General features: G+C 65.8%; 17 protein-coding genes. 10 read left to right on the top strand and 7 right to left on the bottom strand.

Translation table 11 applies throughout. The annotated features are described in order from the left end of the window. Nucleotides 1-442 precede the first annotated feature (442 nt). Nucleotides 443-685 carry a hypothetical protein gene (locus ACXPWS_RS31525; RefSeq protein ID WP_458710414.1) on the bottom strand — a complete coding sequence of 81 codons (243 nt, stop codon included), beginning with the start codon at nt 683-685 and terminating at the stop codon, nt 443-445. Here ACXPWS_RS31525 and ACXPWS_RS31520 point away from each other — a divergent pair. Next, nucleotides 675-1,076: a hypothetical protein gene (locus tag ACXPWS_RS31520; protein WP_458710413.1), complete on the top strand. Its 402-nt coding sequence runs from the start codon at nt 675-677 to the stop codon at nt 1,074-1,076. The two genes, ACXPWS_RS31525 and ACXPWS_RS31520, sit on opposite strands and share 11 nt — an antisense overlap. Nucleotides 1,077-1,464: 388 nt before the next feature. On the opposite strand, the gene ACXPWS_RS31515 is transcribed toward ACXPWS_RS31520, so the two are convergent. Then, nucleotides 1,465-2,016, bottom strand: a complete 552-nt coding sequence (locus ACXPWS_RS31515; RefSeq protein WP_458710412.1) for a YaeQ family protein — start codon at nt 2,014-2,016, stop codon at nt 1,465-1,467. Nucleotides 2,017-2,286: 270 nt separating this feature from the next. Between ACXPWS_RS31515 and ACXPWS_RS31510 the strand changes: the two genes are divergently transcribed. Further along, nucleotides 2,287-3,138, top strand: coding sequence for an HpcH/HpaI aldolase/citrate lyase family protein (locus ACXPWS_RS31510; protein ID WP_458710411.1), 852 nt, complete (start codon nt 2,287-2,289; stop codon nt 3,136-3,138). Nucleotides 3,139-3,192: 54 nt separating this feature from the next. Here the strand turns inward: ACXPWS_RS31510 and ACXPWS_RS31505 are convergent, their stop codons facing one another. Continuing rightward, nucleotides 3,193-4,302, bottom strand: coding sequence for an ROK family transcriptional regulator (locus ACXPWS_RS31505; protein WP_458710410.1), 1,110 nt, complete (start codon nt 4,300-4,302; stop codon nt 3,193-3,195). Between the two features lie 80 nt (nt 4,303-4,382). Here ACXPWS_RS31505 and xylA point away from each other — a divergent pair, with 80 nt between their 5' ends. From xylA to ACXPWS_RS31480, 5 genes are all read left to right on the top strand, one after another. Beyond that, nucleotides 4,383-5,606 carry a xylose isomerase gene (gene xylA / locus ACXPWS_RS31500; RefSeq protein WP_458710409.1) on the top strand — a complete coding sequence of 408 codons (1,224 nt, stop codon included), beginning with the start codon at nt 4,383-4,385 and terminating at the stop codon, nt 5,604-5,606. 102 nt (nt 5,607-5,708) lie between these two features. Beyond that, a complete protein-coding gene (locus tag ACXPWS_RS31495) occupies nt 5,709-6,791 on the top strand; it encodes a sugar ABC transporter substrate-binding protein (protein WP_458710408.1) in 1,083 nt (360 codons plus the stop codon). Between the two features lie 4 nt (nt 6,792-6,795). Next, nucleotides 6,796-7,584: an ATP-binding cassette domain-containing protein gene (locus ACXPWS_RS31490; RefSeq protein ID WP_458710407.1), complete on the top strand. Its 789-nt coding sequence runs from the start codon at nt 6,796-6,798 to the stop codon at nt 7,582-7,584. Between the two features lie 10 nt (nt 7,585-7,594). Then, on the top strand, nt 7,595-8,860 hold the full coding sequence (locus ACXPWS_RS31485) for a sugar ABC transporter permease (RefSeq protein ID WP_458710406.1): 1,266 nt from the start codon (nt 7,595-7,597) through the stop codon (nt 8,858-8,860). Between the two features lie 41 nt (nt 8,861-8,901). Then, nucleotides 8,902-9,372 carry a hypothetical protein gene (locus ACXPWS_RS31480; RefSeq protein WP_458710405.1) on the top strand — a complete coding sequence of 157 codons (471 nt, stop codon included), beginning with the start codon at nt 8,902-8,904 and terminating at the stop codon, nt 9,370-9,372. Between the two features lie 37 nt (nt 9,373-9,409). Here the strand turns inward: ACXPWS_RS31480 and ACXPWS_RS31475 are convergent, their stop codons facing one another. After that, nucleotides 9,410-10,255 (bottom strand): glycosyltransferase, encoded by an 846-nt coding sequence (locus ACXPWS_RS31475; protein ID WP_458713769.1) that lies wholly within the window; start codon nt 10,253-10,255, stop codon nt 9,410-9,412. A 203-nt stretch (nt 10,256-10,458) separates the two neighbouring features. Further along, a complete protein-coding gene (locus tag ACXPWS_RS31470) occupies nt 10,459-10,884 on the bottom strand; it encodes a MarR family winged helix-turn-helix transcriptional regulator (protein WP_458710404.1) in 426 nt (141 codons plus the stop codon). A 104-nt stretch (nt 10,885-10,988) separates the two neighbouring features. On the opposite strand from ACXPWS_RS31470, the gene ACXPWS_RS31465 reads away from it, so the two are divergent. The 3 genes from ACXPWS_RS31465 to ACXPWS_RS31455 all read left to right on the top strand — a co-directional run bounded on the left by ACXPWS_RS31465 (nt 10,989) and on the right by ACXPWS_RS31455 (nt 14,379). Then, nucleotides 10,989-12,062, top strand: a complete 1,074-nt coding sequence (locus ACXPWS_RS31465; protein ID WP_458710403.1) for a substrate-binding domain-containing protein — start codon at nt 10,989-10,991, stop codon at nt 12,060-12,062. 202 nt (nt 12,063-12,264) lie between these two features. After that, nucleotides 12,265-13,302 (top strand): aliphatic amidase, encoded by a 1,038-nt coding sequence (locus tag ACXPWS_RS31460; protein WP_267317326.1) that lies wholly within the window; start codon nt 12,265-12,267, stop codon nt 13,300-13,302. A 9-nt stretch (nt 13,303-13,311) separates the two neighbouring features. After that, the gene (locus ACXPWS_RS31455) at nt 13,312-14,379 is read left to right on the top strand and encodes an AAA family ATPase (RefSeq protein ID WP_458710402.1); all 1,068 of its coding nucleotides are present in this window, start codon (nt 13,312-13,314) and stop codon (nt 14,377-14,379) included. A 15-nt stretch (nt 14,380-14,394) separates the two neighbouring features. Here ACXPWS_RS31455 and fbaA read toward each other — a convergent pair whose 3' ends face one another. Together fbaA and ACXPWS_RS31445 are read right to left on the bottom strand one after the other, a co-directional pair. Then, entirely contained in the window at nt 14,395-15,417 is a 1,023-nt protein-coding gene (gene fbaA, locus ACXPWS_RS31450) for a class II fructose-bisphosphate aldolase (protein WP_458710401.1), read from the bottom strand. A 24-nt stretch (nt 15,418-15,441) separates the two neighbouring features. Then, nucleotides 15,442-16,431, bottom strand: a complete 990-nt coding sequence (locus ACXPWS_RS31445; RefSeq protein ID WP_458710400.1) for a LacI family DNA-binding transcriptional regulator — start codon at nt 16,429-16,431, stop codon at nt 15,442-15,444. Nucleotides 16,432-16,435 lie beyond the last annotated feature (4 nt).

Genomic DNA, 16,435 nt, shown 5'->3' with positions numbered 1-16,435 from the left:
CCCGCTGCGCGCGTCTTGGCGCACACGTACAGGTATAGCGAACACGCGCCGGTGTGCGGCTGGGCGGTAGATCGTCTCGACCGCCGCGCCGTTCGATGTGGCTGCCGGTAGGGCAAAGCCGTACCGAGTGCGCCAAAATCTCGGCGATGCCGGTCGATGCGCGCACGAAGTGAGGGGCGACCTCCAAACTGGACGCCGGATCGCCGTTTGAACTGCGGTCTTCGAGACTCGGCGTCCAGCACCAGCCAATTCAGCGGCTTGCCGGAAGTATGCACGGAATCGGCCGCGTTGTTATTCCTATATTCGTGACGGGTTCTTGTGCGTGTTCCAATAGGCGTCGCGCCGAAAGGTCGATTACGAAATGACGACCGAAAACAGGAATGACCCTCGACTGCGCCGTTCGCCAAGCCCAGTCGAGGGTCATTCACCGCGACCGGCGGAGTTAGGTGACAGTCGTGGTGGTGAGCGTCGGAGAGGGATTCGGGTAGCACGAGGTGGCGACGTTGCCGACCGCCGCCACCGTAGTGGTCATGGTCATGCCGGGGTCTGTGTAGCTGGTGCCGGCGTACTTGCTGGTGATCGAGCCGGGAGCGGTGGCCGTCACGTTGACGGTGACGGCAGGCGGGGTGAAGCTCGAGCCACCGGAGATGGGGCCGGGAACGGTGAGTACGACGTTGCTGCCCACGAGCGCCGCCGAGCCGGAGACCGTTCCGCCGGATGTGCTGGTGGAGACGTACGTCGAGTTCGCCGGGACCGGGATGAGCATCTTCAGGTTGCTGATGCTGGTGACGGTGAAACCGGAGGCCGTTGACGGGACGGTCGATGAACCCGGGGTGAGGGTAATGGCTACCGGTGAGCCCGCGGTGACCGAGCCCGGCGCGGTCCCGGTAACCGAGGTGGTCATGCTCGATGTCTGGCCGATGCCGAAAATGGTGCCCTTACAACTCCAGTTCACGCTGACGGCTGCATTCGCCGTACCCGCGAAACAAAGTGCGGCGGCAAGCGCCACCGGAGTGACGACGCCGACCCGACGCAGCGTGGCGGAATTCGATCGCATAGTTATCTCCAAAGGGTGAAGGTAACGACGTGGCCGAAATGCCGCGCCGCGGTAGAGCGGATAAAACATAACTCTCACCCCGCCAAATTCCCGGCACATTTTGAACACGTTTCGACAGCAATATCACCTTTTCGGTAATCGTTATTTGATATTGAGAATTAGCAATAGAAAGTTATTGCCGCAATAATATTAAATGCAGAATTACCCGGACGACGGTTCTGTCCCACGCGGTGCTTATTCACCCTGGTAGGAAGGCGGTACCTGCAAAAGCCTGAGCTCGGACTGCGCACGGATCTGCCGCTGCTCGTGGATCCCGGCGGTGAAGAAGCCGCGACGAGACTTCTTCCAGTGGGATCGGCAGGGAACGCCGGCGCTAACGCCATCGACCAGCACCTCGGCTCAGACGTTCACTCCAATGGCTCGGGCGTGAAGGTGACGTCGACACTGCCCACGGTCATCGTCACCTGACCTTCCATCACCATCACCTGCGCCGAGACCCGTCGATCGACAGTCTGGGCCAGCTGCTGCACCGGCTCGTGCGGTATCTGCGCCACAGACAGGTTCGGCAGCCCCGCCACTTTGGGGCCGATGGTGCGCCACCAGGTGGCCACGCCGGCGGCGAACGGGTACAACAGCACCTGTTCGGCCTGGCTGGCTGCCTTGCCCAGGGCGCGTTCATCGGGCTGGCCGACGTTGATCCACTCCAGGATCCGGCCCGTGTAGTCCGCGAGCCGCAGGTCCGGTACGCCGGGGGTGGACAGGCCGGCCCCGAACGCCAACTCGCCGTCGACGTCGCTGAGCCGGTGTGCGCGCAGCCCAAAGGCCAACAACCGCACCACCATCCGCTCGTCGGTCTCACTGGGATGACGGGCGACGGTCAGCGAGTGATCGGCGTAGTAACCGTGATCGACATCGGAGACGCTAAGTTCGACTTTGAACACTGTTGCAGAAAGAGCCACGTCATAGTGTCCACCCTGGTGGTGTTGCCCGAGTAGTCGGGCCGCCCCGCTCGTCGCCGGATCGAGTCGCCACCGATAGACCCCTGGCTCGCAACCATGCAGCAACGCCTGGTCAACCGCGTCGAGGCAGCGCTGCAGGACGTATCCATCGAGAAACGGACATGGAGCGGCCGTGCGCGAACGCGTCGTGAACTTTATGTGCGCAATCTGGTACCCACGCCGCGGGGCTTGGACGATGGGTGCGACGCCGCCGAGCGAGAGGACCTACACGTGACAGTTTCACCACAGGTAACGGGACGAGTCCGCAGGCCGCACTGGTCCTTGGCTCGGGCGTGGCTGTTGCAGCCGGGGATCCCGGACGGTGGCGACGCGTACGACGCCGCTGCCGCCAGCAGTGCCGACGTGGTCGTTCTGGACATCGAGGATGGGCTGCCTGCTACCCAGAAACCCGCCGGTCGCCTATCGGTGGTCGAATGGCTCAACAACGGGGCACAGGGGTGGGTGCGGATCAACAGTGTGAGCACGCCCGACTGGTCGGCCGATCTCGATGCCCTGGCCGATGCCCGTGGGTTGTCCGGCGTCATGCTGGCCAAGGCCGAATCCGGTGACGATATCGCCGCGACCGCCGCGCGGCTGCCTGCCGGCACACCGCTGGTGGCGCTGGTGGAATCGGCACTGGGCATCGAGTCTGTCTCCGACATCGCGCGGGCCCAGGGATGTTCTCGAATTGCGTTCGGTGTCGGCGACTTTCGCCGCGACACCGGGATGAGCGAGGAGCCGACGGTGCTGGCCTACGCGCGTGCACGGCTGGTGATCGCCAGTCGGGCTGCGGGACTGCCCGCACCGATCGACGGCCCCACGTTGCGTGATCAGACCCGCCACCTCGCTCGGGAGACCGCGATGGCCAAAGCTACCGGTATGACCGGGCGACTGTGTCTGGACCTTGATCACGCAGAGACGATCAACCGGCTGCTCAGTCCGTCGCCGCTGGACATCGACCAGGCGCGTCGTACGCTCGCCGACCTGGACGCGCCCGCCGGACCGTACGACGGCAGCGTCGGCCCCACCCGGGCCCGGGCACAAGCCGTCCTCGACCTGGCCGAGAAACTCGGCCTGACCTGATCGTGTGAGCACCGCTGGTGGTTCAGTGCGTGATCGCTGCGCGCCCGCCACCCCTCAGCCGATGGCGTCGTCGAGCGTCCGGCGATAGTGCCCGGCGGGATCGGCGAGCAACGACGCGAACGCGGCCTCGGCGGCGCCGATCATCAGGGTTTCGGCACCGAGGGTGCCTGACACGATGCGCACCTGTTCGTTGGGTACCCGCATGGAATGCCGGGCCACCGCGGTGTCCAGCGCGGCCGCGGCCTGGGTCGGGAAGGCGCCCAGGAATCCACCGAGCACGATGAGGTTGGGGTTCAGCAGATTGATGGCGTTACCGAGTGCGATGCCGAGGTACTGCGCTTGGTGGGCAAGGGTTTTCGTGCTCGACTCACTGACCTCGGTCTCCAGGCAGCCAATTCGTCCGCAATGGCACGGTCCGGCCCCGCCGACGTAGGTGTGGCCCAGCTCGCCGGCGTAGCCCGCCGCGCCTTCCAGCAGTTCGCCGGCCACGACGAAGCCGGCCCCGATACCGCTGGCGCCGCCGTTGACGTAGATCATGTGCCGGGCATCGGGATGCCCGCCGAAGATGTGTTCGGCGATTGCCCCCAGGTTGGCGTCGTTCGCTGCGAAGACGGGTAATCCTGTTGCCGCGGTAAGCATCTGACCCAGCGCCTCGTCATGCCAGTCCAGGTTCGGCGCCAGCCGCACCACCGAACCGGGGGCATGCACCAGACCGGGCACGGCCACCCCGATCGCGGTCACCCGCTGGCTGCGGTCCAGCGTGCGTTCGATCCTGGCGACTGCTTTGGCGGTGATGGCGACGGTCTGGCGGGCGCTGGGCACACCCTTGGTCGGATACCTTCTGACATCGAGCACCGCCCCGCCCAAGGCCACCACGCCGACGGTCACCCCGACGGTGTCGGGGTTGACGGCGATCGCCAGCGTTGCGGTCTTCGGCCGCACCATCGGGCTGGGCCTGCCGACCTGGCTGGGCGACGCTGCCAGTGATTCCTCGACCAGGCCGGCGTCGGCGAGTTCCTCGACCAAGTCCTTGACCGTCGACCGGGACAACCCCGTCCGCCGGGTCACCTCGGACCTGGTCAGCGCGCCGGCGCGGTGCACCAGTGTCAGGACCGCGGACAGATTGCGGCGCCGGACATCGTCGGTGTTGGTGCCGATCCCCATTCGCGAGATCCTCCCTTGACAGTGGCCTACGCCACATCTTATGTTCGGCCGAGAAACAAATCCAGCATCGGGAGTATGTGATGTCCATCCTCGAATCCACCAGGGCCGCCACCGTCGACCTCACGCCCAAGCCCTCCGACAAGTTCTCGTTCGGCCTGTGGACCGTCGGCTGGGTCGCCAACGACCCTTTCGGTGTGGCCACCCGGCCCGCGCTGGACGTGGTCGAGGCCGTGGAGCGGCTCGCCGAGCTCGGCGCCTACGGGCTCACCTTTCACGACGACGACCTGTTCCCGTTTGGCAGCAGCGACGACGAACGCCGTCGGGCCATCGCCCGGTTGACATCGGCATTGCAGGCCAACGGCCTGGTTGTGCCCATGGTCACCACCAATCTGTTCACCCACCCGGTGTTCAAGGATGGCGGATTCACCAGCAATGATCGCGACGTCCGGCGGTTCGCGCTGCGCAAGGTGCTGCGCAACATCGACCTCGCCGCCGAGCTCGGTGCCGAGACGTTCGTCATGTGGGGCGGTCGCGAGGGTAGTGAGTACGACAGTGCCAAGGACGTCCGAGCCGCCTTCGAACGCTATCGCGAAGCACTGGACCTGTTGTGCGAGTATGTCATCGACCAGAAACACCCGCTGCGGTTCGCGATCGAACCGAAACCCAACGAGCCGCGCGGGGACATTCTGCTGCCCACCGTCGGGCATGCGCTGGCTTTCATCGAGACCCTCGCCCATCCGGAAATGGTCGGCGTCAACCCCGAGACGGGCCACGAGCAGATGGCCGGACTGAACTTCACCCACGGCATCAGCCAGGCGCTCTACTCCGGCAAGCTGTTTCACATCGACCTCAACGGTCAGCGCGGGATCAAGTTCGACCAGGATCTGGTGTTCGGCCACGGCGATCTGGCCAACGCGTTCTCACTGGTCGACCTGTTGGAGAACGGCGGGGTGGACGGTGGGCCGAGTTACACCGGGCCCCGGCATTTCGACTACAAGCCCAGCCGCACCGAGGACAGCGCCGGGGTGTGGGAGTCGGCCGCCGCCAACATGCGGATGTACCTGCTACTCAAGCAGCGCGCTGCGGCCTTCCGGGCCGACCCGGAAGTGGCCGAGGCACGCCGTGCCGCCCGGGTCGACGAATTGCGCCGAACCACCTTGGCTGCCGGCGAGACGTATCGGGAGTTGCTCGCGGACACGTCGGCGTACGAGCGGTTCGACGCCGACTCCTATTTCGGCGCCAAGGGTTTCGGTTTCGTCCGGTTGAACCAGCTGGCCATCGAACACCTGATGGGCGCTCGCTGACCATCGCGGCACCGACGCGCTGGACGTGACGCACGTCACGCTATAAGTTGTCCGGAACAACAAAAGGCCGAGGGATCGGTGGATGTGATGAGAGGCGGTTGCATGCAGCGAATCAGCGGTCTGATGTTCGCCGTCGTCGTCGGCGCGGGCCTGACGCTCACCGCGTGCGGCGGTAACGGCGGCGGCGACGCCGGCGGCAGTGGTGGCGGTGCCAAGGCGCAGAAGATCGGCGTCATCCTGCCCGACACCAAGTCCTCGGTCCGGTGGGAGTCCAAAGACCGCCCGGCGTTGGAGGCCGCCTTCAAGGCCGCCGGCGTGGCGTACTCCATCCAGAACGCCGAGGGATCCGCCGACAACATGGCGACCATCGCCGACGGCATGATCGCCGACGGCGTGACGGTGCTCGCGCTGGTCAACCTCGACTCCGACAGCGGCGCGTCGATCCAGCAGAAGGCGGCGAGTCAGGGTGTCAAGACGATCGACTACGACCGGCTGACGCTGGGCGGGTCGGCCGATGCCTACGTCTCCTTCGACAACACCAAGGTGGGGGAGCTCCAAGGCCAGGGGTTGGTCGACTGCCTCGCGGGCAAGCCGTCGAATGTGCTGTTCCTGAACGGATCACCCACCGACAACAACGCGACGTTGTTCACCGCCGGTGCGCACTCGGTGGTCGACAAGACGCCGACGATCAAGGTGGTCGCCGAGCAGGCCGTGCCGGATTGGGACAACGACAAGGCGGTCACCATCTTCGAGCAGATGTACACCGCCGCCGACGGCAAGGTCGACGGCGTGTACGCGGCCAACGACGGGCTCGCCGGATCGGTGATCTCGATCCTGGAGAAGAACGGTCGTGCCGGGCAGGTGCCGGTCACCGGGCAGGATGCCACGGTCGAGGGTCTGCAGAACATCCTCGCGGGCACCCAGTGCATGTCCGTCTACAAGTCCGCGAAGGAAGAGGCCGGAGCCCTCGCCGAGGCCGCCATCGCGCTGACCAAAGGCCAACAACCCAAGACCAACAGCACATCCCGGGATGACAAGGGCAACCGTGACGTGCCCTCGGTGCTGTTGACCCCGAAGTCGGTCACCAAAGACACCGTCAAGGTGGTGTTCGACGACGGCGGCCAAACCAAGGCCGATGTCTGCACCGGGCAGTTCGCCGCCGCGTGCAGCGCCGCGGGACTCTAGGGCGATGGTGACCGCCACCAACGCGCCCATCCTCGAACTGCGCGGCGTCAACAAGAGTTTCGGCGTCGTACACGTGCTGCACGACGTGGACTTCCAGGTGTATCCCGGTGAGGTCACCGCGCTGGTCGGTGACAACGGCGCGGGCAAGTCGACCCTCGTGAAAGCGATCGCCGGGATCTACCCCGTCGACACCGGAACCTATGTGTTCGAGGGCAATCCGGTGACCGTGCACGGGCCCAACGAGGTGTCGGCACTCGGGGTCGAGGTCGTGTACCAAGACCTGGCGTTGTGCGACAACCTCGACATCGTGTCGAACATGTTCCTCGGCCGTGAGCTCATCCGGCGGGGCGCCCTCGACGAAGCAAAGATGGAATCCCTGGCCCGCGAGGCCCTTTCGTCGCTGTCGGTGCGCACGGTGAAGTCGGTGCGCCAGGCGGTGTCCAGTCTGTCCGGCGGTCAGCGGCAGACCGTGGCGATCGCCAAGTCCGTGCTGTGGAACGCCAAGGTGGTACTTCTCGACGAGCCCACCGCGGCGCTCGGCGTCGCGCAGACCCGCCAGGTGCTCGACCTGGTCCGCAGACTCGCCGATCAGGGCGTGGGCGTGGTGTTCATCTCGCACAACATGAACGACGTGTTCGAGGTGGCCGACCGGATATGCGCGCTGTACCTGGGCCGGGTCGCCGCGGAAGTGCCGGCCGCCGAAGTCAGCCACAGCCAGGTGGTGGAGCTCATCACGGCGGGTCGGTCCGGCAGCCTGGGCCTGACCCCGGCCGACGCCGCGCAGTCGATGTGAGGGCCGCCAAATGACCACTCTCAATCCGAAACTCGCCGACACCGACTTCGCCGCCGACGCCCGCACCGACGAGTCGTTCCCGGATGCGGTGCGCAGCTATCTGCGCCGGGTCCGCGGCGGCGACATGGGCTCCCTGCCGGCAGTGCTGGGCCTCATCGTGCTGTTCATCGTGTTCAGCATCGCCAACGCCCGCTTCACCTCGGCGCTGAACCTGGCCAACCTGGTCACCCAGGCGGGCTCGATCTGTGTCCTGGCAATGGGATTGGTGTTCGTCCTGTTGCTCGGCGACATCGATCTGTCCGCGGGCGTGGCGGGCGGGGTATCGGCATGCGCGATGGGCTTGACCATCGTCAACGACGGCTGGCCCTGGTGGGCCGGCGTGCTCGCGGGCATCCTGTGCGGCGCGGCGATCGGCCTGGCGATCGGCCTGTTGCGCGCCAAACTCGGGATCCCGTCGTTCGTAGTGACATTGGCCTTCTTCCTCGGCCTGCAGGGCGTGACACTGAAACTCATCGGCGAGGGCGGTTCGATCCGGGTCGACGACCCGGTCATCCGCGGTATCACGATCGACACCATGTCGGTCACCGCGGGATGGCTGTTCGCACTGGTGATCGTCGCGGGCTTCACGGGCCTTGAGCTGTACCGGCACCGCACCAAGGTCGCGTTGGGTCTGGTGCACGCACCGCTGGGAGTGGTGATCGCCCGCATCGCCGGGGTGGCCGTGGTGACACTGGGCGTGGCGTACGTGCTCAACCTGAACCGCAGCGTGAACCCGAACATCGAGATTCGCGGCATCCCTTACGTTCTGCCGCTGGTGGGAGTGCTGTTGATCGCGCTCAGTCTGATCCTCAACCGGACCTCTTACGGCCGGCACATCTATGCGGTCGGCGGGAACGCCGAGGCGGCGCGCCGGTCCGGAATCAACGTCGCGCGGATCAGAATGTCGGTGTTCGTGGTGTGCTCATCGCTGGCGGCGCTCAGCGGCATCATCGCCGCGTCGTACGGCGGCAAGGTATCCGCGTCGTCGGGCGCCGGGAACGTGTTGTTGTACGCCGTCGGTGCGGCGGTGATCGGCGGCACCAGCCTGTTCGGCGGCAAGGGCCGCGCCGTCGACGCGGTCGTCGGCGGTGTGGTGGTCGCCACGATCGCCAACGGGCTCGGGCTGCTGAACCAGTCGTCCTACATCAACTTCCTGGTGACCGGTGGCGTGTTGCTCCTCGCGGCGAGCGTGGACGCGATCTCGCGCCGGCGCCGGTCGGCGACGGGTCTGGCCTGATGTCCGGGCGGCCCGTCCTCGCGTCCTGCGCAGCGTTGGTCGTGGCGGTGGCGTGCGCGGCATGTGGCACCTCATACGGCCTCGCCGGTTCGGCAACGCCCCGTCTTGCCGCCTATCCCGAGGAAACCCAGGGCGGCGCCGCGGTCACGCTCGGGGCGGCCACCGTGGCGGCGCAGGGCATCGTCGACAGCTTCACCGCCGGTGACTTCGGCTCGGTCTGGGAGCACATGACAGGGGATGTCCGGCAAGGCATTTCGCAGACCGACTTCGCGACGTTCTATCGAACCTGCAAGAAACCCGGTGCGAGCCTCGATGTCTCGGGCGTGCGCCTGGAAGACGATGGCGACGCCGTCGTCCGCGTGACCGGCCGCGGAGTCGACGGTGCCCGGTTCATGGTCTACGAGCAGGGCGTGTGGAACATGCGTGCCACCGCCGACTTCGCCGCCCATCTCGGCCAACCACTGCGGCAGATCATCAAGGAAGAGAAGGCCGCGGGGCTCTGCAACAGGTGAGCGGAATCCGGAGACCATGGGTTGCGCATATCCGGAACTACTTTGCGAGGGAGCGAAGTCCCTCGACCAACATCCCCAAGTTGAACGCCAAGGTCTGGGTGGACTTGCGCCGCAAGCGTGGCAGCCGCCCCACCGTAGTCCACAACAGAACCCAGACTGCCGCCTGAGCCGCCAAGGGCACCATGCCAGGCGCCACCAGCCGGGGCCGGAACTTCGTCGCAAGAATCGCCTCACCGCGCCCGAAGTTGAAGTACTGACGGAATGCCGTGGACAAGTCAGTGTGCTGCAGCTTGTCGACCACAGCGTCGGCCACCAACCACATCCGGTAACCAGCGCGGTGTGTGCGGCAGAAGAACTCCACCTCGTCCGCAGTGCCGATCAGGCTCTCGTCGAAACCGCCCACCTGGTGGAACACCTCCATCGAGAAGCCGCAGTTCGTCGCGTTCGCGTAATGGCTCCCGCCGACCTGCGACCAGTACAGCTTGCGCTCCCTGGCGAGGACGGTGCCGTCTGCCAGCACCCGATTCAATCCGCCGCCGACCGTATCGGCGCCGGCTTTCGCGGCCCGCCAGTAGGCCTCCACCCAGCCGGGATGTACCACATCGTCCGCGTCGGTCAGCAACACAAAGTGACCGTGGGCGATGGCGACTCCGACGTTGCGAGCAACGTTGGCGCCGGGGCCCCGGGAGGCGTTTGCGATGCGGACCCGCCGGTCGCGCAGCAGGTATCGCTGCGCGATTGCTACTGTGTCGTCGGTTGATCCATTGTCGGAGACGATGACCTCGAACGAAGCCTCAGTCTCCTGACTGAGCAGGGCGTCCAATTGTTTGCTGATGAACGGTGCTCCGTTGCGAACGGGAATCACGACACTGATGTCCACCATGTTCACAGTTGGTCAACCTAGCAGCAGCACAGCAAATCGTCCAATACAAGCGTATTGCCCAATCTGCCAATGGTGGCCCGCGGCGGAGCGGGCGGATTCGAATCGGGACTGAAGGGGTTGCGGGAGGCCTGACGCGGGCCTAACGCATTGCCCGACTGCCGATCCCGGCACGTGCGTGGCCTCGACGACCCGTCCGTAAGGCGCTAAGCGTTGCGGGGCGGCGACCCGAGTCGATCAGATAGCTGTCGGCGATTGGCCGCCGCCCACTGCGCTTCCACCGGCTCGATCTGGCGACGCAGTTCATCGTGGAGCGACGTGCCGCGTTCGCTGAGGAAGACCCGGACCTTGCGGCGGTCGAACTGGTCGACTTCCCGGTATGCGAGTGCCTGGCCGACCAGCCGGTCCACCACCCTGGTCAAGGTCGGCCCGGCGGTCAGCGTCAGCGCCTGCAGTTCTGCCATCGTGAGTCCGGCAGCGGCGGCCAGGGCCTCGAGCGCCAGCCAGTGGTCGACGCCGAGCCCCGATTCCTGAAGTTCGGCGTCCAGGCGGGCGGTCAATCTGCGGGTTGCGCGGAGCAGCGTGGCCGTGACCGACGTGGTCATGCCGTGCTCGGGCAACGTGCTCGTCATGACCCCACTCCTACGTGTTGCCCATCGGGCCCTGTAGCGCAATACTTTCAACTGAAAATGATGATAGCCGATCGACAGACGGTGTGGCAAAGGACGTAATGGTCATGAACTCGCAGGCCAGTGGTGATGCCGGCGAGGTATGGCGGGCGGCCATGGTGGTGCCCCTGCAGGGCCCGGGCGGCGTTTTCGGGCCATCATGTGAGGCCGTCAGCGAGTTGGTGGCCCACGACCTGAACGTCGACGGTGGAGTGCTGGGCCGCGAGGTTCAGATCGAAGTGGTCGACGGCGGGGCCGACCCGCAGCTGGTCGCCCGACAGATCGATCAACTCATCACGGCGGGAGCCATCCATGCGGTCAGTGGGTGGCACATCTCCTCGGTGCGCAATGCGCTCGCGCCGGTGGTCGCCGGCCGGGTGCCCTATGCCTACCCCGCCCTCTACGAGGGCGGCGAACGGCGCCGTGACATCTATTGCTGCGGTGAGACACCGGACCGCCAGATCGCACCGGCGTTGCGCTGGCTGCGCGACAACGCCGGGGTGCGACGCTGGTTCATCGTCGGCGACGACTATGTCTGGCCGCGATCGTCGGTAGCCGCGGTCCGGGAGTATGCCCGCGATCTCGGTCTCGACCTCGTCGGACACCGGTTCGTGGACCTGGGGCGGGCCGACATGTCCGAGGCCGTCAGGGCGGCCATGGCGTCGGAATGTGATGCCGTGTTGATGCTGCTGGTGGGGCAGGATGCGGTCGAATTCAACCGTGCCTGCGCCGCACTCGGTGCCGCCGACTCGTTCCTCCGGTTCAGCCCGTTGATGGACGAGAGCATGTTGCTGGGTAGCGGGGCGGACGGCACCCGAGGATTGTTCGTCGCCGCCTCCTTCTTTTCCTCGATGGTGGGGGCGAACGCGATGGAGTTGATGGGCCACTACTACGACTTGCACGGACCCACCGCTCCACCGCTGAGCGGTATCGCCGAATCCTGTTACGAGGGTCTGCAACTGCTCTCCCGGCTCATTCATCGCTCGGGGCAGTTGACCGACATCGCGACCAGTGATCGAGTCTCGTACGACGGTCCGAGGGGCACCGTGCACTACCGGGCGGACGCGACCGTGCAGCCGGTGCACCTGGCTGTGGCCGACGGGTACGACTTCGATGTGCTCACCACCCTGACTGCGCCCTGACCTCCGATGGTGTGGACAACGTTCGGGTTGACACCGCGACATCGGGCATTTAATTTCAACTGAATATATTTCAACTGAATATTTCAGGTGATGGCGACCGTGCCCAGTGTCGGAGGTGGCGGCCGGCATCGCCACAGTTGTGATCCGAGCGCCGTATTCCATTCGAGCCCTTGTGGTTTCGACATCGATAAGGAGAAATACCATGCGTCATGGTGACATTTCGTCGAGCCCAGACACCGTCGGCGTAGCCGTCGTCAACTACAAGATGCCCCGGTTGCACACCAGGGATGAAGTACTCGACAACGCCCGCAAGATCGCGGACATGGTGGTGGGAATGAAGTCCGGCCTGCCGGGCATGGATCTCGTGGTGTTCCCCGAGTACTCGACTCAGGGCATCATGTACGACCCCGAGGAGATGTATGCCACCGCGGCGTCCATCCCCGGCGACGAAACCGACATCTTCGCGGCGGCATGCCGGAAGGCCAAGACCTGGGGCGTGTTCTCGATTACCGGTGAGCGCCACGAAGATCATCCGAACAAGCCGCCGTACAACACCCTCGTCCTCATCGACGACACCGGTGAGATCGTGCAGAAGTACCGAAAGATCCTGCCCTGGTGTCCGATCGAGGGCTGGTACCCCGGCGACACCACCTATGTGTCCCGGGGCCCCAAGGGCATGAAGATCTCGCTGATCATCTGCGACGACGGCAACTACCCCGAAATCTGGCGGGACTGCGCCATGAAAGGTGCGGAGCTGATCGTGCGCTGCCAGGGATACATGTACCCCGCCAAGGAGCAGCAGGTTCTGATGGCCAAGGCGATGGCCTGGGCGAACAACACCTACGTCGCCGTGGCCAATGCCGCAGGCTTCGACGGGGTGTACTCCTACTTCGGGCACTCGGCGATCGTCGGGTTCGACGGCCGCACCCTGGGCGAAACCGGCGAGGAAGAGTACGGAATCCAGTTCGCGCAGCTGTCGCTGTCGGCGATCCGCGATGCCCGCCAAAACGACCAGTCGCAGAACCACCTGTTCAAACTGCTGCACCGCGGCTACTCCGGCGTGCACGCGGCCGGCGACGGCGATAAGGGTGTCGCCGATTGCCCGTTCGAGTTCTACAAGCTGTGGGTGACCGACGCGCAGAAGGCACAGGAAGTCGTCGAATCGATCACCCGGGACACCGTTGGCGTGGCGGACTGCCGCGTGGGCAACCTGCCCGTCGAACGGACCGTCGAGGCGTAAGAGAGCGACGTGCCCTACCTCACCGACATGTATCACGACCAGAACGCGACGCCGCGGCGCACCAACGACGTCGCCGTGAAATCGGTCGCCGCCTTCGATCCCGAGGCCTTCGCCGACCGGCTCGGGCAGCGGATACTCGGTCAACCGGACGCCGTCAGCGCCGTCGCCCGGGCAATGTCGATCGCACATGCCGGTATCGCCGACCCGGGCCGCCCACTGGCCAGCGTGCTGCTCGTCGGACCGACCGGGATCGGCAAGACCGAACTGGTCCGCCAGGTCGCCGCCGAGATCCGCACCGGGCCCGACGACCTCTGCCGAATCGACATGGCGGCCTTGGCTCAGGAGCACTACGCGGCGTCCTTCTCCGGGGCGCCACCGGGATACGCGGGAAGCAAAGAATCCTTCACCCTGTTCGACAAGAACAAGATCGAAGGCGATCCGTACATGCCGGGCATCGTGCTCTTCGACGAAGTCGAGAAAGCGGACCCCACGGTGATCCGTGCACTGCTGCACGTGCTCGACAGCGGCCAACTCAGGCTCGCGAACGGGCGCGAACGCATCTGCTTCCGCAACAGTTATGTCTTCATGACGTCCAACTTGGGTTCCAGGGCCGTCGCCACGGCCCAGCGCGCAGACCGGCGGTCGTCCCGGTGGCGCCGACTGAGGGGATTGGGCCGCGGCCCAACCGATCCGGCCACCCAGGTAACCGCCGCGGTCGAGGAGTTCTTCGACCCGGAGTTCTTCAACCGGATCGACGAAACCGTCATCATGGAGCCTTTCAGCACCTCGACGGCCCGGCAGGTCACCGGGCGCGAAGTGGAGTTGTTCACCGCGCGACTGGCCCGCGAATCCGTCGAACTCCGTGTCGACGAAACCGTGCTGGAGTTCTTGCGCGACTGTGGGTTCGACCCGATCTACGGTGCCCGCGGGTTGCGCAGAACCGTCAGGACCCACCTCATCGCACCGGCAGCCGAGTGCGTCCTGCGCAGTCGCAGCACACCGACAGCGCGCATCGTGATCGAGGCGAAACTGGTCGACGGAGCGATCGAGGTGACACCGGCCGACCGCGCGGCGTGAGTCAGGCGGGCGGGCCTAACGCATCGCCCGCCCCGCCGACCCCAGCATCCGCGCGGCCTCGACAACCCTTGCCGCCATGGCGTTCTCGGCCGGCTTGCCCCACGATCTCGGGTCGTAGGCCTTCTTGTTGCCGTACCCGCCGTCGACCTTGAGCACCCGGTCGTATTGGGAGAGCATGTGGCCGGCGATGGACCGGGTGAAGGCGTACTGGGTGTCGGTGTCGATGTTCATCTTGACCACGCCGCTGGCGACGGCGGAGGCGATATCGGCGGCGCTGGAGCCCGACCCGCCGTGGAAGACGAGGTCGAACGGCTTGGCCTGCCCGGTCTCGGCGCCGATGACGGCCTGGATGTCCGCCAGGATCTCCGGGCGCAAATGCACCGAATCCGGGTGGTACACACCGTGCACGTTGCCGAAGGTCAGCGCGGTCAGATACCGCCCGCGTTCCCCCGCGCCCAGTGCCGCGATGGTGGCGCGCGCATCGTCGACGGTGGTGTACAGCTGTTCGTTGATCTCATGGGACACGCCGTCCTCTTCGCCGCCGATTACGCCGACCTCGATCTCCAGCAGCGTGTTCGCCGCCACCGATGCCTCCAGCAATTCCGCTGCGATGCGCAGGTTTTCGTCGAGTGGCACCGCGGACCCGTCCCACATGTGCGACTGGTAGAGCGGGCCCAGGCCGCGGCCACGGCGTTCGACGGAATCGGCGATCAACGGCCGGACCCAGTCGTCGAGGTTCTCGGCGGGACAGTGATCGGTGTGCAGTGCCACGGTGATCGAGTAGTGCGAGGCCACCTCGTGCGCGTAGAGGGCCAGCGCCTTCGACCCGGCGAAGCGGTTCGCCACCGCACTGCCGGACAGGTAGAGCGCCGTGCCCAGCGACACCTGGATGATGCCGTCGCTGTCGGCCTCGGCGAACCCCTGCAATGCAGCGTTGAGCGTCTGCGAGCTGGTGACATTGATGGCCGGATACGCGAAGCCGCCTTCCTTGGCGCGATCGAGCATCGCAACGTACTGCTCGGGTGTCGCTATCGGCATGGTCGAACGTCCTATCGGTCAGAGTTACGTGCATCCGCACGAGGTGCGATGGTGAAACGCCGTCGGCACCCGGATCCGTTGCGGCGCGGCGTCATGTCCACGGATCCGGGCGAGCAGCAACTCGACCGCAGTGGCGCCGATCGTCTCCACGTCCTGGGCGGCCGCGGTGAGCTTGGGTTCGAACAGGTCAGACCATTCGAAGTCGTCGTAGCAGACGAACGCGACATCGCCAGGAATCGACAAGCCCAGGCTGCGTAGGGCTTTGAGGGTTCCGATGGTCATCGCGTTGTTCAGCGACACCAGCGCGGTCGGTCGGTCGGACCCGGACATCAGGGCGTGCACTTGGCGTTCTGCCACATCCGTGTTGGATCCCCCGTCGACGACCAGTGTGGCGTCGACGGCGATACCGTGCGCGGTGAGCGCGGCGGTATACCCGTCGAATCGTTCGATGGTGGAGGAGATCCCATCCAGACCGCGTATGGCGCCGATCCGGTGATGCCCGAGGTCGAGTAGGTGCTCGGTCAATGACCGCGTCGAGGTGAAGTTCTCCGGGCCGACCTGATCGCTGCCGACGTCGACGCCGCGGTCGATCAGCACCAGCGGCGTCCCGGTCCGGCTGATCTCGGGCAGGGTGACCCGTTCCGACCCGGCCGCCGGCGCCACGATCATCCCGTCGACCTGCCGGTCCAGCAGCGAGTCGATGACGCGCTTCTCCGATGTCACGTCGTCATGGGAGTCCCCGACGATCAGCACGTATCCCGCGTCCGACAGTGCCCGTTCCACCGCGTGCACCAAGCCTGCGAAGTACGGATTGGTCAACGCGGAGATCGAAAGTCCCACCGTGTGTGTGCGCCCGGCCGCCAGTGATCGGGCGACGACGTTGCGGCGGTACCCGGTCTGCTCGATGGCTGCCTCGACACGCAACCGGGTGGCAGTGTCGACTTTGCGCGTGCCGTTGAGCACGTGCGACACCGTCGAGGCGGAGACGCCGGCGATGCGGGCGACATCGCCCATCGTG

It is taken from the genome of Mycobacterium sp. BMJ-28, assembly GCF_054404835.1.
Note: the sequence above shows the minus strand (reverse complement) of the source record. Positions and strands in the feature narration are given on the sequence as shown.

What these genes read in the sequence shown, in the direction of transcription:
- ACXPWS_RS31505 (WP_458710410.1), bottom strand. Translation starts at nt 4,302, where the DNA reads ATGGGGATCGGCACCAACACCGACGATGTCCGGCGCCGCAATCTGTCC.
- xylA (WP_458710409.1), top strand. Translation starts at nt 4,383, where the DNA reads ATGTCCATCCTCGAATCCACCAGGGCCGCCACCGTCGACCTCACGCCC.
- ACXPWS_RS31495 (WP_458710408.1), top strand. Translation starts at nt 5,709, where the DNA reads ATGCAGCGAATCAGCGGTCTGATGTTCGCCGTCGTCGTCGGCGCGGGC.
- ACXPWS_RS31490 (WP_458710407.1), top strand. Translation starts at nt 6,796, where the DNA reads ATGGTGACCGCCACCAACGCGCCCATCCTCGAACTGCGCGGCGTCAAC.
- ACXPWS_RS31485 (WP_458710406.1), top strand. Translation starts at nt 7,595, where the DNA reads ATGACCACTCTCAATCCGAAACTCGCCGACACCGACTTCGCCGCCGAC.
- ACXPWS_RS31475 (WP_458713769.1), bottom strand. Translation starts at nt 10,255, where the DNA reads ATGGTGGACATCAGTGTCGTGATTCCCGTTCGCAACGGAGCACCGTTC.
- ACXPWS_RS31470 (WP_458710404.1), bottom strand. Translation starts at nt 10,884, where the DNA reads ATGACGAGCACGTTGCCCGAGCACGGCATGACCACGTCGGTCACGGCC.
- ACXPWS_RS31465 (WP_458710403.1), top strand. Translation starts at nt 10,989, where the DNA reads ATGAACTCGCAGGCCAGTGGTGATGCCGGCGAGGTATGGCGGGCGGCC.
- ACXPWS_RS31460 (WP_267317326.1), top strand. Translation starts at nt 12,265, where the DNA reads ATGCGTCATGGTGACATTTCGTCGAGCCCAGACACCGTCGGCGTAGCC.
- fbaA (WP_458710401.1), bottom strand. Translation starts at nt 15,417, where the DNA reads ATGCCGATAGCGACACCCGAGCAGTACGTTGCGATGCTCGATCGCGCC.
- ACXPWS_RS31445 (WP_458710400.1), bottom strand. Translation starts at nt 16,431, where the DNA reads ATGGGCGATGTCGCCCGCATCGCCGGCGTCTCCGCCTCGACGGTGTCG.